Raw genomic sequence first — 17,794 nt, forward strand, 5'->3', positions numbered from 1 at the left:
GCAGCACGAGCGAACGCCCGCGTGCTTTCGGCGCCCTGTCAGGGATTTGCGCGGTGGGGTGTGTCATCGGCTCGACTCCTCGTCCGACTGATACTCCACGGCATCCCGGGTCAGGACCATAAACGCCTTTTCCAGCGACACCTGGCGCGGAGCAAGCTCGTGGAGTTCCACTCCACCGGCCGACGCCAGCGCGCCAATCTCGGCGGCCTCCAAACCGGTCACCACCAAGGTGTCATTGCTTTCGCTCCGTACCTGAACGGCTGCGCTGAGCATGCTGCGCAGCGCCTCGGCCTGCGGGGTACGGACGAAGACCTCGCGCTCGGAATGTGCCTCGATGAAGTCCTTCATCGTGGTGTCGGCGATCAGCCTTCCACGGCCGATCACGATGAGGTGGCCGGCGGTCAGTTCCATCTCGCTCATCAGATGGCTGGACATCAACACCGCGCGTCCTTCGGCCGCCATCCTCCGCATCAGCGAACGGATCCACACGATGCCTTCCGGATCCAGTCCGTTGAGTGGCTCGTCGAAGACCAGCACCGGAGGATCCCCCAACAGCGCCGCAGCGATTCCCAGGCGCTGACGCATTCCCAGGGAGAACGTCCCCGCACGCCGGCGGCTCACCTTCTCCAAGCCGACTTCCGCCAGCACCTCGTCCACCCGGCGGCGCGGGATCCCGTTGCCGGCCGCCAAAGCCAGCAAATGGTGGTAGGCGGTGCGGCTGGGCAGCACCGCACCCGGATCCAGGAGTGCCCCCACCGCCTTCAGTGGCGCGGGCTGCGCGGCGTACGGCCGCCCGCCCACCGTCGCAGTCCCGGAACTGGCGGCGTCCAGGCCCAGGATCATGCGCAACGTGGTCGACTTGCCGGCTCCATTGGGTCCCAGGAACCCGGTCACTTCCCCTGGCTGGACAGCGAATGTCAGGTCGTCCACGGCCAGGATCTCGCCATAGCGTTTCGAGAGGCCATGTACTTCGATCATCGAGACTCCAGACCGGTGGTGATGCACACGACCGTCGCGTGCATCACTCACTGTCCGCCGCCGACGTGAGCCAGATTTGAAGGAACATGAACGCCATGTGGGAGCGTTGGGCCACCGACCTGGGAAGACCCGCAGGCAGCACTCGACGGCCCCTTCAACTCACACGAAACTCACATGCTGGCCTCCACGGGCAGTGGCCAGACCGGATGTCTCCTCCCCTTGACCGGATCGGTGTTCCAGCCGTAGACCGTGATCTTGTGGGGGTCCGTCTTCAAGCGGTATGAACGGTGCCCGGTAGTCAGCTCAGTGAGGCGGCTGCGCCCTCCAGGTCGTCGACGCTCGTGTCGTGAAGCCGCATCGGGGTGGCTGCGCTGGGTCACAGCCAGATGGTCACGGCTGCGGCGGCGATGAGTCCGAGGTTGAGTGCGATCCGGCGGTCTTCGCCGGCCAGGTGGACGGCGACCGCACCGATTTGCAGGAGAACGAAGCCGATGGCCGCGGCTGACGCCAGCGAGGGAGCGATGCCGGTCAGCGGCGGCAGGATCAGTCCGGTGGCGCCGAGCACTTCGACCGTCCCCAGCACTCTTACGATGGGTAACGGCATACGGTCGACCCAGGCCATCATCGGTCGGAGTTGATCGCGACTGCGGATCACCTTTATCGCGCCCGAGTAGAAGTAGAAGAGGGCGAGCAGCGTCGCGATGATCCAATAAGCGATGTTCATAGTTCCCGTCCACGGGCCACCGGCTCCCGGAGCCCCGTCGATTGCGTGGATTGCCAAAAGAGTCCTGGAGAAGGCCCGGTCCGTCGTCCGAGGGGCCGGACACCGAAAGGCGGAAGCGCCACGGCCCCGCCGGTCGGAAAGGAATCCGCCGGGCCCTGCGGCCCGGCGGATTCAGGCACGTTCGGTGGCCGGCTCGGTCGCGTAGCGGTTCATCGTGTCAATGTTGGCCTGTGGCGTCAGCCGCCCACCGTCGGCGAGCACGTCCTGGAGGTCTCGGAAGTACTGCACATACAGGTCAGGGGTGAAGGTGCTGAGCATGACGGCAGGTTGGTCGCTCAGGTTGGCGAAGGTGTGCGGGGCACCGGGCGGAACCATCACGAGCGTGCCCGCGGTGGCGTCGTAGTCCTCGTCGCCGACGGTGAACCGCACGGTGCCGGAGAGGATGTAGAAGCCTTCGTCGTGGCGGGCGTGGCGGTGCTGGGGCGGTCCCTGGGTGTGCGGGGCCAGGACGGACTCGGCGATTGCCAGGCGGTGCCCAGTGTGGCTGCCGTCCTCCAGAACGCGCATCCGTGTGGTGCCCAGAACGATCGTCTCGCCGTCGCTGGGACCCACCACCGATACGGCGGGGTCGGCGGCCTGCGGCTCCCTGGTCTCGGCTTCTTCGGTCATGCTCACGAGTGCACCACCGGGGCCTTGCCAGTGTCCAAGACCTGTCCCGCGGCGCCGATACCTGGTGGGTATCGTTGCAGCGTGGAGCTTCGTACCTTGCGCTACTTCGTGGCGGTCGCCGAGGAACTCCACTTTGGCCGGGCCGCCACCCGACTGCACATGAGTCAGCCGCCCCTGAGCCGGGCGATCAAGCAGCTGGAGGCTGATGTCGGGGCCCTGCTGTTCGCCCGCTCGCCTGCTGGCGTCATGCTCACCCCGGCGGGCACGGTGCTGCTCGACGAGGCGCGAGCCCTGCTCGAACATGCCGACCGCGTCGGTGAACGCGTGAGCGCGGCGGCCGCCATCACGACCATCACCGTCGGCATCCTGGGTGATGGCACCGACCCAGGAATGACCAGGCTGGCCGCCGCCTACCGTCGGCGCCACCCCGGCATCGAGATCCGCATCCGCGACACCGATCTGACCGACCCGACGTGCGGGCTGCGCGCCGGACTGGTCGACGTCGCCTTGACTCGAGCGCCGTTCGACGAGACCGCCCTGACGGTGCGGGCGCTGCGGACCGATCAGGTCGGCGTGGTCCTGCGCGTCGATGATCCGTTGGCTCGCTGCGACCGGCTGCGGCTGGTCGACCTGAGCGACCGCCGCTGGTTTCAGTTCCCGCAGGGAACCGACCCTGACTGGCAGTCGTACTGGAACGGCGGCAGGCCGCGCGAGGGCCCCGTGGTTCGCGCCGTCCAGGAATGCCTGCACGCTGTGCTGTGGAACGGCACGGTCGGCCTCGCCCCGCTCGGACACCGCCTGCCTGCGGAGTTGGCCGTGGTACCGCTGATCGACATGGCGCCGAGCCGGGTGGTGGCGGTGTGGAACGAACGTGACACCAATCCGTTGATCCGATCCTTCCTCGAGATCGCGACGGCCGCGTACCGCAACTGAGCACCGGCAACCGGTGTTGCCGCAGCTCATGAACGATCCGAACGCCGAGGCCCGGCGCTCTGCGTCGCGCCGATCGAGCGTGACCATGTCGGCCATCGTCCGAGCATGCGGCCAGGGCCGTGATCGTGGGATCGGTCGCTGTCCCCGTACTCGTGTGAGTGGCCCCGACACGAAAGACGCAAGCGACTGTGCAGGTCAGGTCGATGCGATGGGTTCGAAGCGGAGGGTCATTCCGAGGCTGTTCGCTTCCCTGATCACGCGGCGCATGGCGCGTTCGGGGTCCCGCTTGGCGAAGTGGTCGGTGCCGAGATAGCGGCAGGGGAGGGGATCGGGTTCACGGTCGCCCTGCCCGTCGGTGAACTCGCCTTCCCGCAAGCCGCGTCGGGCGAGCAGTTCAAAGCCGCGGTACTCATCGCCTCGCTGGCCTCCGCCCTCCTGGCCGCGCTGATCCTGCGCCGCCTGAACCGGATCTACCGGCGCCTGTACGAGGAGGAGAACACCGACGCGGACGCCGACGGTATCCCGGACCTCTACCAGCGGGCCGCTCCGACGCCGACCGGTGCGGACCGGTCCGACGCGGCGATCATGCTGGAGGCTGGAGAGTCGGTCGTGACCTTGGCGCGGTGGCTCGGGCACTCCCCACCCGCGATCACCCTCGGTTACTATGCTCAATTCATGCCGGAGGCCGGAAGCAAGGGGCGCCACCGCCATCGACGGACTGCTTTGGGGAGCGGGGAGATCGGCATGCCAACCGAAACTCCCCAGATGCTCCCCAGGCTCGTTGATGGGTGATTCCCACTGCTCCACCGCACTCCAAAGTCGGCCGTGGATTGCAAGGTTGAAGAGATGGGCGACCCGGAGAAATGTTGAAAATGGTCAGCGCGACCCGCTACATCACGCCCCTGCGTGAGGGCGGCTCGCTGCCGGGACTCGTCGAGGCCGACGACTTCGGGACCTACGTCCTGAAGTTCACCGGCGCCGGACAGGGCCGCAAGACACTCGTCGCCGAGGTCGTCTGCGGCGAGCTCGCCCGCCGGCTCGGCTTCCGGATGCCCCGCCTGGTGACCGTGGCACTCGACCCCGTGCTCGGCCTCGGCGAACCCGAGCAACAGGTGCAGGAGCTGCTCAGGTCCAGCGGCGGCGCCAACCTCGGCATGGACTTCCTGGCCGGAGCGCTCGGCTTCGACCCGCTCGCCTTCCCGGTGACCTCCGAGGAGGCCGGCCGGATCGTCTGGTTCGACGCGCTCGTCAACAACGTCGACCGCTCCTGGCGCAACCCCAACCTCTTGGTGCGCCACGGCGACCTGTGGCTGATCGACCATGGCGCCACCATGATCTGGCAGCACAACTGGCCCACCGCCGACACCTCCGCGGCCCGCCCCTACGACGCCTCGGACCACGCCCTCGCGGCCTTCGCGCCGGACGTCGCGGCCGCGGCGGCGCGGCTCGCCCCACTGGTCACCGCCGACCTGCTCGCCGAGGTCACCGCCGAGATCCCCGACGCATGGCTCGCTGACGAACCGGGCTTCGACACCCCCGACGACCTCAGACGGGCCTACACGCGGCCCCTGCTCGCCCGAGCGGCCGTCATCGCCGAGCGCATCACCGGCATCCAGGAGGGCAAGTGAGCGAGCACCACATCCACATGGCCGGCCATGTGACCGAGCGCCACATCACCCGGGCCGGCCAGGGCGGTGACCGGGACGTCTTCGAGTACGCCCTGCTGCGGGTCGTCCCCCGGGTCGAACGCGGCGAGTGCATCAACGCGGGTGTGCTGGTCTACTGCCGCGCCCAGGCCTACGTCGGTGCCCGCACCCACCTCGACGAGGCACGGCTGCTCGCCCTCGACCCGGACGCGGACGTGACGGGGATCAGGGCGGCGCTGTCGGCCGTCGAGCGCGTGTGCGGCGGCGGCGCCGCGGCGGGCCAGGCCGCCGGCGACGACCCGGGCCGGCGGTTCCGCTGGCTGGTCGCGCCCCGCTCCACCGTCGTGCAGCCGGGACCCGTGCACACCGGGCTCACCACCGATCCGGCGGCCGAGACCGGACGGTTGCTGGAGCTCCTGGTGAGGTAATGGATCACACCGGCGCCGTGGGGCGTTGACACCGGGTGCCAGGGCTTCTAGCGTCACCCTCTGCCGAAGGTACTAAGCGGTCGCTCACCAGATGGGCCGTACTTTCTCAAGGGCGAGGAGAAGCAGCAATGTCCACCACTGAGCAGCGGGTAGCCGTCGTCACCGGTGCCGCACGCGGCATCGGAGCCGCAACCGCCGTACGGCTGGCCGCCGAGGGCCGCGCCGTCGCCGTGATCGATCTCGACGAGGCCGCGTGCAAGGACACCGTGGAGAAGATCACCGCGGCGGGCGGCAAGGCCGTCGCGGTCGGCGCCGACGTCTCCGACGAGGCCCAGGTCGAGGCGGCGATCGCGCGGGTCGTCGAGGAACTCGGCGCTCCGACGATCCTCGTCAACAACGCGGGCGTGCTCCGCGACAACCTGCTGTTCAAGATGAGCGCGTCCGACTGGGACACGGTCCTGAACGTCCACCTGCGCGGCTCGTTCCTGATGACCAAGGCCGTCCAGAAGCACATGGTGGACGCCGGCTTCGGCCGTATCGTCAACCTGTCGTCCTCCTCCGCGCTCGGCAACCGGGGGCAGGCCAACTACTCCGCCGCCAAGGCCGGTCTGCAGGGCTTCACCAAGACCCTCGCCATCGAGCTCGGCAAGTTCGGCATCACCGCCAACGCCGTCGCTCCCGGCTTCATCGCCACCGACATGACCGCCGCCACCGCCGAGCGCGTCGGCATGGGCTTCGAGGAGTTCAAGGCGGCGGCCGCCGCCCAGATCCCCGTGGCACGCGTCGGCGAGCCCGACGACATCGCCAACGCGATCGCCTTCTTCACGGGCGAGGCCGCCGGATTCGTCTCGGGCCAGGTGCTGTACGTCGCCGGCGGACCGCTGAACTAGGGATCGGGACCATGACTGTGGAACTCTCCGGCAAGGTCGCGCTCGTCACGGGCGCCAGCCGAGGCATCGGCTACGGCGTCGCCGAGGCCCTCGTCGCCCGCGGCGACCGGGTCTGCATCACCGGCCGCAACGAGGACGCGCTGAAGGAGGCCGTCGAGCGGCTCGGCGCCGACCGGGTCATCGGTGTGGCCGGCAAGGCGCACGACCTCGCCCACCAGACGGCCGCCGTCGAGGCCGCGATGGAGGCCTTCGGCCGCGTCGACTACCTCGTCAACAACGCCGGCACCAACCCGGTGTTCGGGCCGATCGCCGACCTCGACCTCGATGTGGCGCGCAAGGTCTTCGAGACCAACGTGGTCTCCGCCCTCGGCTTCGCCCAGAAGACCTGGCACGCCTGGCAGAAGGACAACGGCGGCGCGATCGTCAACATCGCCTCCGTCGCGGGCCTGTCCGCCTCGCCGTTCATCGGCGCGTACGGCATCAGCAAGGCCGCGATGATCAACCTGACCCAACAGCTGGCGCACGAGTTCGCGCCCCGGGCGCGGGTCAACGCCATCGCCCCGGCCGTGGTGAAGACCAAGTTCGCCGAGGCGCTGTACGAGGGCCGGGAGGCGGAGGCGGCGGCCGCCTACCCGCTGGGCCGGCTCGGCGTGCCCTCCGACATCGGCGGCACCGCCGCGTTCCTGACCTCGGAGCAGTCGGACTGGATCACCGGTCAGACGCTCGTCGTGGACGGCGGCATCTTCCTCAACGCCGGTGTGGGCTGAGTCTCACCGACACCGCTTCGGGCGCCGGTTCCTTGACGGAATCGGCGCCCGTGTCAAGGGAGCCGCGCCACACACGGTCATGACAACGTCGTCATCCCGGACGTGATCAAGAACGCTCTCCCCGCCGTGCTCAAGCTCCCCGGGCGCTGAGGTATGGTCTGCCCACCCTTGGCATGGCTTATCGAGGAGCGTGCGCGTGTTCAACCGGAACCGATCCTTGCATCACATGGCGGCGATCGTGTCCATATCCCTGGTGAGCGGATGCGGTCTTCTGGGCGACGAGAGCTCCGAAGAGACCGGGCCGATCGTCGTCGGCACGACCAGCGCTCCCAGCACCTTGGACCCCGCCGGGGCCTGGGACGGTTCCTGGGAACTGATGCGCAACGTCTACCAGACGCTCCTGTCCTACCCGAACGGCTCGACCGCGCCCGAGCCGGATGCCGCCAAGAGCTGCAAGTTCACCGACGACTCCAGCCGCACCTACCGCTGTGAACTGCGCGAGGGCCTGAGGTTCTCCAACGGCGACACACTCGACGCCCGGGCCGTGAAGTACTCGATCGACCGGATCCTGGCGATCAACGCCCGCACCGGCCCCGCCGGACTGCTCGGCAGCCTGGACAGCATCCAGGTGAACGGCGACCGGGAGGTGACCTTCAACCTCAACAAGCCCGACGCCACCTTCCCGTTCGTGCTCGCCACCCCCGGCATGTCCATCGTCGACCCCGACGACTACGCCGAGAAGTCCCTGCGCAAGGACGGCAGCATCGTCGGCTCCGGCCCGTACCGGCTGCAGTCCTACCAGGAGGGCAAGCGGGCCGAACTCGTCCGCAGCGACAACTACAAGGGCCTCGCCGACCGCAAGAACGACGCGGTGACCATCCGCTACTTCCAGGACTCCAGCGCGATGGTCAAGGCGCTGCGCGGCGGGGACATCGACCTCACCTACCAGGGCCTCGCCGCCGACGACGTCGTCGACCTGGAGACCAAGAGCGCCGAGAACGATGGCCTGCAGCTCATCGAGGGCGCCGGCAGCAACATCAACTACCTGGTGTTCAACCCCAAGGACCAGTGGTCGAACAAGCTCGCCGTGCGCCGGGCCGTCGCCCAGCTCGTCGACCGGGGCGCGATCGCACACAAGGTCTACCAGGACACCGTCGACCCGCTGTACTCCATGGTCCCGACGGGCCTGACCGGCCACACCACCGGCTTCTTCGACGACTTCGGCGACCCCGACCCCGACAAGGCCGCCAAGATCCTCAGCGACGCCGGCATCACCTCGCCCGTCCCGCTCACCCTCTGGTACACCACCGACCGCTACGGTTCCGACACCGCCCTGGAGTTCAAGGAGCTCAAGAGCCAGCTGGAGGCCTCGGGCCTCTTCAAGATCACGCTCAAGAGCCGCCCCTGGAACGACTACGTGCTCGGTTACGAGAACGGCGAGTACCCCGTGTTCGGCCGTGGCTGGGCCCCCGACTTCCCGGACGCCGACAACTTCATCGCCCCCTTCGTCGGAGAGCAGAACGCCCTGGGCACGCCGTACCCGGAGAAGAAGATCACCCAGGTGCTGCTGCCCCGCTCCCGGGAGGAGAGCGACCGCGCCAACGTGGCGAAGGAGTTCGAGGAGGCCCAGCAGATCCTCGTCGACGACGCCAGGCTGCTGCCGCTGTGGCAGGGCAAGCAGTACCTCGCCGGAAACGAGGACATCTCCGGTGCGGAGCGTTCCCTCGACCCGTCCACGATCATGATGATGTGGGAGCTGTCGCGGAAGACCAGCTGGTAGCGGGTCGATCAACGGTCCGTGGGGCGCGTTGTCAGTGGCCGGCTGTAGGTTCTGTGGTCTGGAAGTGACCGCACAACGGAGGACGTTGACGTGACCGACATCGCCATGCTGCCCGAGTCCTGGCGCGGGGTCCTGGGTGACGAACTGCAGCAGCCCTACTTCAAGGAGCTGACCGAGTTCGTCGAGGAGGAGCGAGCGAAGGGTCCCGTCTACCCTCCGCGCGAGGAGGTGTACGCGGCGCTCGACGCGACGCCGTACGAGCGGGTGAAGGTCCTGGTCCTCGGCCAGGACCCGTACCACGGCGAGGGTCAGGGGCACGGCCTGTGCTTCTCGGTGCGGCCGGGCGTCAGGATCCCCCCGTCGCTGCGAAACATCTACAAGGAGATGCACGAGGAGCTGGGCACGCCCGTCCCGGACAACGGCTATCTGATGCCGTGGGCCCGGCAGGGTGTGCTGCTGCTCAACGCGGTCCTCACGGTCCGCTCCGGGGAGGCGAACTCGCACAAGGGCAAGGGCTGGGAGAAGTTCACGGACGCGGTGATCCGCGCGGTGGCCGACCGGCCCGACCCGGCCGTCTTCGTCCTGTGGGGCAACTACGCGCAGAAGAAGCTCCCGCTGATCGACGAGACCCGGCACATCGTGGTCAAGGGCGCGCACCCCTCCCCGCTGTCGGCGCGGAAGTTCTTCGGCTCCCGCCCGTTCACCCAGATCAACGAGGCGGTCGCCCGGCAGGGCCACGAGCCGATCGACTGGACGATCCCGAACCTGGCGTAGGTATACCGCCCCGGGCCGGTCCGGTGCCGCCTGAGCGGGATCGGCCGCCGGGGCGACTAGCGTCGTCCCAGGGACGCTAGGAGGTCGCGGTGGCGGAGCGGCAGGGGCAGACGGCACAGGACGCTCTGCTGACGCGGATCGGACAGACGGTGATGCTGCATCACGGCGGCGACCGGGAGGAGGCCCGCAGACGGCTTCTCGATCTGTGGGCCGAGGTCGCCGAGGACGGCGATCCACTGCACCGCTGCACCCTGGCGCACTACCTGGCCGACACCCAGGACGACCCGTTCGACGAGCTGGCCTGGGACCTGCGGGCCCTGACGGCCGCGGAGGAGCACGAGGGCTCGCTCGCGGTCCGCGCCCTGTACCCCTCACTGCACCTGAACCTGGCGGCGGACTACGTCAAACTCGGCCGTGCGGAGGCCGCCCGCACGCATGTGCGCAGGGCACGCGGGGCGGCCGGGGCGCTGGGGGACGACAGTTACGGGGACGGGGTGCGGGCGGCCATCAGCAGGATGGAGCGGCGGCTGGGGGAAGGGGACCCGGACCTGCCCTGACGGCCTACTGACGGCCGTACGCCTGCTCGCAGATCACCGCTTCCGGGCTGTCGCCGCGCCAGCCGCCGTACTTCCTCCCGAGCGCGCACACATCGGTGTCGCGGCGGACCTCCGCCTCGACGTCCGGCGCCTCGATGTGCGGCCGCTCGTGCCGTCGAGGGGTCGGACGGGCCGGTCCGGGGTGCGCACGCCGGTGCTGCGGGTGGGAGCGGTTGGCAGCCGGCTGCTCGGCCGGGACGGCGGCCGCGTCCGACCGCTCCCGCCGCCTGAGCGTGGTGGCCGCGGGCTTCCGGGGCGGCTCGACCATCTCCAGCGCCTCGCGGGCCGGTGCCTGCACGACCTCGGTCCCGGCCCGGACGTCCGGTCGGGGCACGGACGCCTGGGACGGTACGGCAGCGGGCGGGCCGGGCAGGGTCGGGCGCTGGACGGTCACGCATCCGGAGAGGGCCGTGAGGGCCACGGTGGCCAGGAGCGTCGCGGTGGTCGTCGTTCGATGCACGCGCGCAACTCTGGCGGTTGCGGCCACACGCGCGACAGCTGACAAGCGCAGGTTGCCCCGCACGAGTGACCTCGGAGAGGGAGCCGGCCGGCTGGGGCTGACGTCACTCTCCGGTCGCGCCGTCGGCGCGCTCGCGGAGCAGGTCGGCGTGGCCGTTGTGGCGGGCGTACTCCTCGATCATGTGCGTGTAGATCCAGCGCAGGCTGAACGGTTCCTCGGTGAGCCTGCTCCTGCCCTTCGAGAGATCGTCCAGCGCGAACTCGGCCGCGTGCCGCCGGGCGGCCTCGATCTCCGCCTGCCAGGTGGCGTACGCCTCCTCCCAGGTGTCCTCCTCGGTGAGGTGGAACTCGCCGTCGGGGTCGTCCTCGCTGTAGTAGATCGGGCCGGGCTCGTCGCCAGCCAGCACCTTGCGGAACCAGCCGCGCTCCACCTCCGCCATGTGCCGCACCAGCCCCATCAGCGACAGCTCGGACGGCGGCACCGCGGCCGTGCGGAGCTGGGCGTCGGTGAGGCCCTCGCACTTCCAGGCCAGGGTCTGCCGGTGATAGTCCAGCCAGCCCTCGAGCATGGTGCGTTCGTCGGCGTTCTGGGCGGGTTCCGCGCGCTGCGTCGTCATGCCCGCATGATGGCCCAACTCGCCCGCCGCCTCCACGGGTTATCCGCCGAGCATGCCGCGCAGCAGTTCCCTCACGCTCGTGCGCACGTCTTCGGGGCCAGGGGTGGCGAAGGACCCCGCCGCGCAGGAGAACATCAGCCCCTCCCCCCAGGCGACGAGCGACAGCGCATGCCGGGCCGGGTCGGTCGAGCCGGCCGCGGTGACCATCGCCGTGATCCGGTCGCGGAACACGGCGCCCGTCGCGTCGTAGAAGGCCCGCAGCTCGGGGCGGCGGGTGGCCTCCAGCGCGAGTTCGTAACGGTGCGGGTGGGGCGGCTCAGCCTGGCCGCGAAGCCCGTCGCCGTCGCCGTGCGGAACACGGACCTGACGGCACTGTCGGCGGCGGGAGGAGCGCTGTTCCTGCGCAGCTTCGACGGGATCGCCGACTGGCGGCCGCCGCAGCGGCCGTATGCTGCCGTGGAGGCACGCGGTACGAGGTGAGGGAGCGCCCGTGAAGGTCGGCTGCATCGGACTCGGCGACATCGCGCAGAAGGCGTATCTGCCGGTGCTCGGCGCCCTGCCCGGGATCGAGCTCCACGTGCAGACCCGCACCCCCGCCACCCTCGAACGGGTCGCCGACTCCCTCCGCCTGCCCCCCGCGCAGCGTCACCGGGACCTCGACGCGCTGCTCGCCGCGGGCCTCGACGCGGCCTTCGTGCACGCGCCCACCGCCGCCCACCCCGAGATCGTCGCCCGGCTGCTGGAGGCGGGCGTCCCGACGTACGTCGACAAGCCACTGGCGTACCGGCTCGCCGACTCCGAGCGGCTGGTGACGCTCGCCGAGACCCGAGGGGTGTCTCTCGCCGTCGGCTTCAACCGGCGCTTCGCGCCCGGGTACGCGCAGTGCGCCGACCATCCGCGCGAGCTGATCCTCATGCAGAAGAACCGGATCGGGCTGCCCGAGGAACCGCGCACGATGATCCTCGACGACTTCATCCACGTCGTCGACACCCTGCGGTTCCTGGCCCCCGCCCCGGTGGACGACGTGACCGTGCGGTCCCGGGTCGAGGACGGGCTGCTGCACCATGTCGTGCTCCAGCTCTCCGGGTACGGCTTCACCGCGCTCGGGGTGATGAACCGGCTCAGCGGTTCGAACGAGGAGATCCTCGAGGTGTCCGGGCAGGACACCAAGCGTCAGGTCGTCAACCTCGCCGAAGTGATCGACCACAAGGGCCAGCCGACCGTGCGGCGGCGCGGCGACTGGGTGCCGGTGGCCCGGCAGCGCGGCATCGAACAGGCGGTCCTGGCCTTCCTGGACGCGGTACGGGCGGGCAAGCTGCTCAGCGCCCGGGACGCGCTGGCGACCCATGAGCTGTGCGAGCGGGTGGTCCGAGCGGTGCGGGAGCGCCCCGGCGCAGCCTGACCGCCCGCGCCCCCTCCGTCAGCCCCAGGGCCACGAGCACCAGCAGGGCCCCATGGACCGGCCAGTCGCCGTAGCGGACGTACGGGGTGACGCCGTCGGCGAGCGGGACCTCGTAGACGGCGGTGGTGCTCGCGTCCGTGCCGAGCCAGGATCCGATGCGCCGGCCGCTCGCGTCGTACACGGCGGAGACGCCCGTGAGGGTGGAGTGCACGAACGGCCGCCCGGTCTCCGCGGCGCGCAGCGCGGCCAGCGAGGCATGCTGCTCGGGTGCCCAGCTCCGCTGGAACGAGGAGGTCGAGGACTGGGCCACGACGACGTCGGCACCGTCCTCGGCGAGGTGCCGGCTCATGTCCGGGAACGCCGTCTCGAAGCACACCATCGGCCCGATCCGCAGCCCCGGACCGGCGTGCATCACCACCTGCTCGGTGCCGCGCCGCCGGTCCTCACCGGCCGCCTTGCCGACCGAGGTGGCCCAGCCGAGCAGGGAGCGGGCCGGGATGTACTCCCCGAAGGGCACCAGCCGCATCTTGTCGTACCGGTCACCGGTCGGGCCGTCCGGGCCGACGAGCATCGAACTCTTGTAGATGCCGGGCCGGTCGGAGCGGCGGGCGTCGACGTTCACGAGGATGTCGGCGCCGGTGACGCGGGAGAGTTCCGCGAGCCGCTTCGCCAGGTCGGGCCGGTCGGCGAGGTCGTACCCGACACTGCTCTCGCCCCACACGATCAGATCGACGTCCTGCCCGATCAGCCGCCGGGTCAGCCGCTCCTCGGTGTCGAACCGGACGTCGGGACCCTCGACGACACCCGGCTGTACGACGGCGATCCGGGCCCGCCCGTCGGCGTCGGGGCGCGGGGCCCACACCCAGGCCGCCGAGGCGGTGGCCGCGGTGGCGACGAGTCCGGCGACGGCCGGCACCCGGGAGGCCGGGACCGAGACGAGTACGGCGACGGCCGCATTGACCGCCACCACCAGGAAGCTGAGCAGCCACACCCCGCCGACGGAGGCGAGCCGCAGCGCGGGCTCCACCTGCCACTGACTGGCCCCGAGCATGCCCCAGGGACCGCCCAACCCCTGCCAGGAGCGGACGAGTTCGACGGCCAGCCAGGCGGAGGGGAGAACGAGGAGGGCGCCGAAGACGCGCGCCCGCGTGGGCGTTCCGGAGCCGTCCGCGGTCAGGAAGCGGCGGACCAGCCAACCCCAGGGGGCCCACAGGGCACCGAGCAGCGCGGCTATCAGGAACGTGAACACATGAAGGCTCGGCAGCAGCCAGTGATGCATCGCCAGCATGAAGCCCAACCCGCCGATCCACCCGTCGTAGGCCGCGCGTCGCCCGGTCGGCGCGGAGCGGGCGAGGAGCATCCAGGGGACGAGGGCGACGTACGCCCACCACCACAGGGCGGGCTCCGGGAAGGCGAGCACGGGCAGCGCTCCCGCGAGAGCCGCGAGGACCGAGCGCCGCCTGGGGGAGGTGAGCCAGTGGCCGGACGGTTTCATGCCGCACCTCCTACCCGGTGGTGCCTCCAGTGTGCGCGCTCCCGACGATCTCCAACAGGTCGTTTTTCGGCGGCATGGGGGCGCCCTTCGCCTCATCCGGGCAGGCGCCGCCACTTCTCCTCCACGACCACCTCCCGCAGCCGCCATCCGTCGTCCGTCCGCAGCAGCGCGAAGGAGTACCGGCCACCGCAGACGAAGTCGGGAGCGCCCGGGCCGTCTTCGCCGGCGGCCAGCCGCATCGGGTTGACGTAGTCGGCCCGGACCTCGGCGGTGTCGCCCGTGTCCTGCTCCAGCACCCCGAACCGCACTCGCCGGTTGACGATGAGGTGCTGCCGCATGGAGAACACCTCCATGCTCTGCGCGAGCCATACGGCGACGTCGCCCACGTCCCCCTCGATCCCCCCTGCCGAGCGGTAGTCCGCCCGCCCGTCGGGCGTGAACAGGTCCCGGTACGCCGCCCAGTCACCGTCGTCCACGGCCACCGCGTAGTCGGTGACCAGTCCGTCGACGGCCAGCCGGTCCATCACGGCCGCGAGTTCCACACGCTGCGTCATGGGCCGAGTGTTGGGCATGCGGGCCGTGGAACCAAGTCTTGCGGGGCGAGGCGGGGAGATTCGGCTGCTTCGTGCCGAGGCGGTCGGTGAGGAGGCCGTGGACGATTTCCGCTGCCTCCGTGTCAGCGGGCGATGCCCGCCTCGTCCAGGGACCGGTGCGCGGCTTCGGTGGGAAGGCCAGGGTTGCCTGCGCCTCGCGGCCCGCAGATTGTGCGCGCGTCGCGGTGGGCGAGGTCGACGTCGGCGACCAGGCTCCGCCGCTTGTCCGGAAACGATGCCCGGCCGTCTGCCCATAGGGTGATCCCATGTCCGCCACGTTGAGTTCCACGAGAACCCGCGCCGCGCTTCGCGTGTCGGCGCGCGTCTCGGGTGAGTTGCTGCTGGTCCTCGTCTTGCTCACGGTGGCTCTGTGGGCCCTGGGCCGGATGTGGTCGGTCGTGTGGCCCCTTGTCGTCGCCCTGTTCCTCACCACGCTGACCTGGCCGCCGACCCGTTTCCTGCGTCGGCGCGGATGGCGCCCGGCACTGGCCGCGTCGGTGGTGACCGTGTTGTTCCTCGTGGTGGTCCTGGGCATCGTGGCGTTGATCGCGCTGCCGGTGGCCTCCCAGTCCGGCGAGCTGAGCGACGGCGTGGTCGCGGGCATCCAGAGGGGGCGCGAGTGGGCTGCGGGGCCGCCGTTGAACATCGGCGACGACCAGATCTCCAGTGCCTTCGACACGGCCGTCGACCGCGCTCAGAACAGCGTCGGCAGCATGGTCGGGGCCGTCGCCACCGGGGTGGGCACCGTGCTCGACGGCTTGGTGACGGCCGTCCTGGCGATCTTTCTGATGTTCTTCTTCCTCAAGGACGGTCCCCGCTTCCTGCCGTGGCTCACCCGCCAGTTGCCGGGCCGGCTCGCCACCGACGTCCCGGTGGTGGCCGAGCGCGGCTGGGACACCCTGGGCGCGTTCGTACGGTCCCAGGCGCTCGTCGGCCTGCTCGACGCCGTGTTCATCGGCCTCGGCCTGTGGATCCTGCAGGTTCCGCTGGTGCTTCCGCTGGCGGTGCTGACCTTCGTCTCCGCGTTCGTGCCGATCGTGGGCGCCCTGTTCGCCGGGTTCGTCGCGGTTCTCATCGCGCTCGTGTCGAACGGTCTGACGGACGCGCTGATCGTGCTGGCGATCATCGTCGTGGTGCAGCAGCTCGAGGGCAATGTGTTCCAGCCCATGATCCAGAGTCGTGGGCTCGGCCTGCACGCGGCCGTGATCCTGCTCGCGGTGACGCTGGGCGGCAGCCTGGCCGGCATCGTGGGCAGCCTGCTCGCCGTGCCCCTCGCCGCGCTGATCGCGGTGGTCTGGAACTACGTACGCGAACAGCTCGGGGACCCGCCGCAGGACCGGGAGCCGGAGGAGCCGCGGTCCTCCACGGCCGCGGGCTGAGCCGCTCCGGCCCGCCCTCCGGGAGGACGACGCTACTTTCACAACACGCCCTACCCTCGCCGCTCATGACGAAGTCCCAGGCATCGGTGGCCCTCGGCGTTGTTCGGTGGCGCCCGGATCGCGGAGCCGGATGGAAGCGCCCGTGAAACCGGCGAGGTCGGCTGCGGGTCGGCGGCGGCCACCGAGGACGAACCGGCCTGTCTCCGCCGGGACTTCGTCGAAGCCGGACGGTTCCGACTGGGCAGCCGGTCGGCCGGCGCCGGTCGCCCGGCCGTCCCGCCGGCCCGTGACGCCGCGGCAGATCCACGAGTTCGGCGCCCGAGATCGATTCGGGTTCGTCTCGTCGCCGTGGGCGGCCAGTGAGCGGGGCGTGATCGGTCCGCGCGCGAGCGGAGCCTCAGGCCGCCGTGACCACCTCGCCGCGTATCGCCGCGGCCCACTCCACCACCAGCAGCTCGTACTCCGCCCGCTCCTGGGCGGACAGTGACCCGCCGGCGCGCAGCCACAGGGACCGGATCCGCTCGTTCAACTCGGTGGCGGACCGCACGGAACCAGGGACGTCAGAATGCGGGGACATGGCTGAAGCGTAGGCGCAAGGACTGACAGCGCGCTACCGGACGACTACGCGGACCGGTATGGGCTTCGTCACGGATGATCGATCAAAGGGCCGCACCCCCAAGGGCGTTGCGAGCTCGGCCGACCCGGGCGACCTCACCGGGCCCTCGACCTGTGCGGCGCTCAGCCCGCCGACTCCGCCGCGTGCGGGCTGAGCGCGCCCGTCGCGACGAGGGCGATGATCACGACGCCGAGGACGACGCGGTAGTAGACGAACGGCATGAAGGACTTGGTGCTGATGAACTTCATGAACCAGGCGATGACCGCGTATCCGGACACGAACGCGATCGCCGTCGCGAACAGCGTCGGTCCCCACGCCACATGACCGGTCTCCAGCGCGTCCTTGACCTCGAAGGTCCCCGAGGCGAGGACCGCGGGAACGGCCAGCAGGAAGGAGTAGCGGGCCGCGGCCTCGCGCTTGTAGCCCATGAAGAGGCCGCCGCTGATGGTGGCGCCGGAGCGGGAGACACCCGGGACGAGGGCGCAGGCCTGGCAGAGGCCGAAGACCAGGCCGTCCTTGACGCCCAGGTTGTCCAGCGTCTTGCGCTGCTTGGGCGCGCGGTGCTTCCCACCCGTCTCGTCGCGGGCCGCCAGCCGGTCGGCTATGCCGATGACTATGCCGATGACCACGAGCATGGTCGCGGTGACCCGCAGGTCACGGAAGGGGCCCTCGATCTGCTCCTTGAGCGTGAGCCCCAGCACACCGATCGGAATCGAGCCGACGATCACCAGCCAGCCCATCTGGGCGTCGTGGTCCTTGCGCATCGTCTTGTCGAACAGTGACCTCGACCACGCGGCGACGATCCGCCCGATGTCCTTGCGGAAGTAGATCAGCACCGCTGCCTCCGTGCCGATCTGGGTGATCGCCGTGAAGGCGGCGCCGGGGTCCTCCCACCCCGAGAAGGCCGCGGTCAGCCGCAGATGCGCGCTGGAGGAGACGGGGAGGAACTCGGTCAGCCCCTGGACGAGTCCGAGGATGAGGGATTCAAACCAAGACATGAGGTTAAGGAGTCCAAGTGCCGATCGGAGAGGGGCGACGGACGCGACGG

21 protein-coding genes are annotated in these 17,794 nt (G+C 70.1%); 11 read left to right on the forward strand and 10 right to left on the reverse strand.

Going from position 1 to position 17,794, the window contains the following annotated elements:
• Positions 1 to 63: 63 nt before the first annotated feature.
• The 3 genes from ACIBVL_RS30375 to ACIBVL_RS30385 form a co-directional block, all read right to left on the reverse strand.
• Positions 64 to 978 (reverse strand): ABC transporter ATP-binding protein, encoded by a 915-nt coding sequence (locus ACIBVL_RS30375; protein WP_399101960.1) that lies wholly within the window; start codon positions 976 to 978, stop codon positions 64 to 66.
• A gap of 376 nt (positions 979 to 1,354) precedes the next feature.
• The gene (locus ACIBVL_RS30380; protein WP_399101962.1) at positions 1,355 to 1,702 is read right to left on the reverse strand and encodes a DoxX family protein; all 348 of its coding nucleotides are present in this window, start codon (positions 1,700 to 1,702) and stop codon (positions 1,355 to 1,357) included.
• A 171-nt stretch (positions 1,703 to 1,873) separates the two neighbouring features.
• Positions 1,874 to 2,371 carry a cupin domain-containing protein gene (locus tag ACIBVL_RS30385; protein WP_399101964.1) on the reverse strand — a complete coding sequence of 166 codons (498 nt, stop codon included), beginning with the start codon at positions 2,369 to 2,371 and terminating at the stop codon, positions 1,874 to 1,876.
• 81 nt (positions 2,372 to 2,452) lie between these two features.
• Here ACIBVL_RS30385 and ACIBVL_RS30390 point away from each other — a divergent pair, with 81 nt between their 5' ends.
• The 9 genes from ACIBVL_RS30390 to ACIBVL_RS30430 all read left to right on the forward strand — a co-directional run bounded on the left by ACIBVL_RS30390 (position 2,453) and on the right by ACIBVL_RS30430 (position 10,146).
• Positions 2,453 to 3,304, forward strand: coding sequence for a LysR family transcriptional regulator (locus ACIBVL_RS30390; RefSeq protein ID WP_399101966.1), 852 nt, complete (start codon positions 2,453 to 2,455; stop codon positions 3,302 to 3,304).
• 294 nt (positions 3,305 to 3,598) lie between these two features.
• A complete protein-coding gene (locus ACIBVL_RS30395) occupies positions 3,599 to 4,096 on the forward strand; it encodes a Na+/H+ antiporter NhaA (RefSeq protein ID WP_399101968.1) in 498 nt (165 codons plus the stop codon).
• Positions 4,097 to 4,167: 71 nt separating this feature from the next.
• Complete coding sequence (locus tag ACIBVL_RS30400; protein WP_399101970.1) at positions 4,168 to 4,932, forward strand: HipA family kinase; 765 nt, start codon at positions 4,168 to 4,170, stop codon at positions 4,930 to 4,932.
• On the forward strand, positions 4,929 to 5,378 hold the full coding sequence (locus tag ACIBVL_RS30405) for a DUF3037 domain-containing protein (RefSeq protein ID WP_399101972.1): 450 nt from the start codon (positions 4,929 to 4,931) through the stop codon (positions 5,376 to 5,378). Before ACIBVL_RS30400 ends, ACIBVL_RS30405 begins: the two co-directional genes overlap by 4 nt.
• Before the next feature lie 128 nt (positions 5,379 to 5,506).
• Positions 5,507 to 6,268, forward strand: coding sequence for a 3-oxoacyl-ACP reductase FabG (fabG, locus tag ACIBVL_RS30410; RefSeq protein ID WP_399101973.1), 762 nt, complete (start codon positions 5,507 to 5,509; stop codon positions 6,266 to 6,268).
• A gap of 11 nt (positions 6,269 to 6,279) precedes the next feature.
• Positions 6,280 to 7,035, forward strand: a complete 756-nt coding sequence (locus ACIBVL_RS30415) for an SDR family oxidoreductase (RefSeq protein ID WP_399101975.1) — start codon at positions 6,280 to 6,282, stop codon at positions 7,033 to 7,035.
• A gap of 226 nt (positions 7,036 to 7,261) precedes the next feature.
• Positions 7,262 to 8,815, forward strand: coding sequence for an ABC transporter substrate-binding protein (locus ACIBVL_RS30420; RefSeq protein ID WP_399101977.1), 1,554 nt, complete (start codon positions 7,262 to 7,264; stop codon positions 8,813 to 8,815).
• A gap of 90 nt (positions 8,816 to 8,905) precedes the next feature.
• The gene (gene ung, locus ACIBVL_RS30425; RefSeq protein WP_399101979.1) at positions 8,906 to 9,589 is read left to right on the forward strand and encodes a uracil-DNA glycosylase; all 684 of its coding nucleotides are present in this window, start codon (positions 8,906 to 8,908) and stop codon (positions 9,587 to 9,589) included.
• A gap of 89 nt (positions 9,590 to 9,678) precedes the next feature.
• Complete coding sequence (locus tag ACIBVL_RS30430; protein ID WP_399101980.1) at positions 9,679 to 10,146, forward strand: hypothetical protein; 468 nt, start codon at positions 9,679 to 9,681, stop codon at positions 10,144 to 10,146.
• Between the two features lie 4 nt (positions 10,147 to 10,150).
• Here ACIBVL_RS30430 and ACIBVL_RS30435 read toward each other — a convergent pair whose 3' ends face one another.
• The 3 genes from ACIBVL_RS30435 to ACIBVL_RS30445 all read right to left on the reverse strand — a co-directional run bounded on the left by ACIBVL_RS30435 (position 10,151) and on the right by ACIBVL_RS30445 (position 11,768).
• On the reverse strand, positions 10,151 to 10,645 hold the full coding sequence (locus ACIBVL_RS30435; protein WP_399101981.1) for a hypothetical protein: 495 nt from the start codon (positions 10,643 to 10,645) through the stop codon (positions 10,151 to 10,153).
• A gap of 103 nt (positions 10,646 to 10,748) precedes the next feature.
• Positions 10,749 to 11,261 carry a DinB family protein gene (locus ACIBVL_RS30440; protein ID WP_399101982.1) on the reverse strand — a complete coding sequence of 171 codons (513 nt, stop codon included), beginning with the start codon at positions 11,259 to 11,261 and terminating at the stop codon, positions 10,749 to 10,751.
• Positions 11,262 to 11,300: 39 nt separating this feature from the next.
• The gene (locus ACIBVL_RS30445; protein WP_399101983.1) at positions 11,301 to 11,768 is read right to left on the reverse strand and encodes a hypothetical protein; all 468 of its coding nucleotides are present in this window, start codon (positions 11,766 to 11,768) and stop codon (positions 11,301 to 11,303) included.
• On the opposite strand from ACIBVL_RS30445, the gene ACIBVL_RS30450 reads away from it, so the two are divergent.
• On the forward strand, positions 11,752 to 12,663 hold the full coding sequence (locus tag ACIBVL_RS30450) for a Gfo/Idh/MocA family protein (RefSeq protein ID WP_399101984.1): 912 nt from the start codon (positions 11,752 to 11,754) through the stop codon (positions 12,661 to 12,663). The genes ACIBVL_RS30445 and ACIBVL_RS30450 overlap by 17 nt on opposite strands.
• Here ACIBVL_RS30450 and lnt read toward each other — a convergent pair.
• Positions 12,581 to 14,158: an apolipoprotein N-acyltransferase gene (gene lnt, locus ACIBVL_RS30455; RefSeq protein ID WP_399101985.1), complete on the reverse strand. Its 1,578-nt coding sequence runs from the start codon at positions 14,156 to 14,158 to the stop codon at positions 12,581 to 12,583. The genes ACIBVL_RS30450 and lnt overlap by 83 nt on opposite strands.
• A gap of 92 nt (positions 14,159 to 14,250) precedes the next feature.
• Entirely contained in the window at positions 14,251 to 14,712 is a 462-nt protein-coding gene (locus tag ACIBVL_RS30460) for a nuclear transport factor 2 family protein (protein WP_399101987.1), read from the reverse strand.
• A gap of 305 nt (positions 14,713 to 15,017) precedes the next feature.
• On the opposite strand from ACIBVL_RS30460, the gene ACIBVL_RS30465 reads away from it, so the two are divergent.
• Positions 15,018 to 16,130 (forward strand): AI-2E family transporter, encoded by a 1,113-nt coding sequence (locus ACIBVL_RS30465; protein WP_399101989.1) that lies wholly within the window; start codon positions 15,018 to 15,020, stop codon positions 16,128 to 16,130.
• 397 nt (positions 16,131 to 16,527) lie between these two features.
• On the opposite strand, the gene ACIBVL_RS30470 is transcribed toward ACIBVL_RS30465, so the two are convergent.
• Both ACIBVL_RS30470 and ACIBVL_RS30475 read right to left on the reverse strand, forming a co-directional pair.
• Entirely contained in the window at positions 16,528 to 16,707 is a 180-nt protein-coding gene (locus ACIBVL_RS30470; protein WP_399101991.1) for a hypothetical protein, read from the reverse strand.
• 161 nt (positions 16,708 to 16,868) lie between these two features.
• Complete coding sequence (locus ACIBVL_RS30475) at positions 16,869 to 17,744, reverse strand: undecaprenyl-diphosphate phosphatase (protein WP_399101993.1); 876 nt, start codon at positions 17,742 to 17,744, stop codon at positions 16,869 to 16,871.
• Between the last annotated feature and the right edge of the window lie 50 nt (positions 17,745 to 17,794).

The organism is Streptomyces sp. NPDC049687 (genome assembly GCF_044465285.1).
Lineage (GTDB): Bacteria > Actinomycetota > Actinomycetes > Streptomycetales > Streptomycetaceae > Streptomyces.

Excerpts from the sequence above, each read along its gene's own strand:
- ACIBVL_RS30385 (WP_399101964.1), bottom strand. The coding sequence starts at position 2,371 with ATGACCGAAGAAGCCGAGACCAGGGAGCCGCAGGCCGCCGACCCCGCC.
- ACIBVL_RS30400 (WP_399101970.1), top strand. The coding sequence starts at position 4,168 with ATGTTGAAAATGGTCAGCGCGACCCGCTACATCACGCCCCTGCGTGAG.
- ACIBVL_RS30475 (WP_399101993.1), bottom strand. The coding sequence starts at position 17,744 with ATGTCTTGGTTTGAATCCCTCATCCTCGGACTCGTCCAGGGGCTGACC.
- ACIBVL_RS30465 (WP_399101989.1), top strand. The coding sequence starts at position 15,018 with ATGTCCGCCACGTTGAGTTCCACGAGAACCCGCGCCGCGCTTCGCGTG.
- ACIBVL_RS30415 (WP_399101975.1), top strand. The coding sequence starts at position 6,280 with ATGACTGTGGAACTCTCCGGCAAGGTCGCGCTCGTCACGGGCGCCAGC.
- ACIBVL_RS30470 (WP_399101991.1), bottom strand. The coding sequence starts at position 16,707 with ATGTCCCCGCATTCTGACGTCCCTGGTTCCGTGCGGTCCGCCACCGAG.
- lnt (WP_399101985.1), bottom strand. The coding sequence starts at position 14,158 with ATGAAACCGTCCGGCCACTGGCTCACCTCCCCCAGGCGGCGCTCGGTC.
- ACIBVL_RS30420 (WP_399101977.1), top strand. The coding sequence starts at position 7,262 with ATGGCGGCGATCGTGTCCATATCCCTGGTGAGCGGATGCGGTCTTCTG.
- ACIBVL_RS30380 (WP_399101962.1), bottom strand. The coding sequence starts at position 1,702 with ATGAACATCGCTTATTGGATCATCGCGACGCTGCTCGCCCTCTTCTAC.
- ACIBVL_RS30460 (WP_399101987.1), bottom strand. The coding sequence starts at position 14,712 with ATGACGCAGCGTGTGGAACTCGCGGCCGTGATGGACCGGCTGGCCGTC.
- fabG (WP_399101973.1), top strand. The coding sequence starts at position 5,507 with ATGTCCACCACTGAGCAGCGGGTAGCCGTCGTCACCGGTGCCGCACGC.
- ACIBVL_RS30440 (WP_399101982.1), bottom strand. The coding sequence starts at position 11,261 with ATGACGACGCAGCGCGCGGAACCCGCCCAGAACGCCGACGAACGCACC.
- ACIBVL_RS30445 (WP_399101983.1), bottom strand. The coding sequence starts at position 11,768 with ATGCAGCCGACCTTCACGGGCGCTCCCTCACCTCGTACCGCGTGCCTC.
- ACIBVL_RS30375 (WP_399101960.1), bottom strand. The coding sequence starts at position 978 with ATGATCGAAGTACATGGCCTCTCGAAACGCTATGGCGAGATCCTGGCC.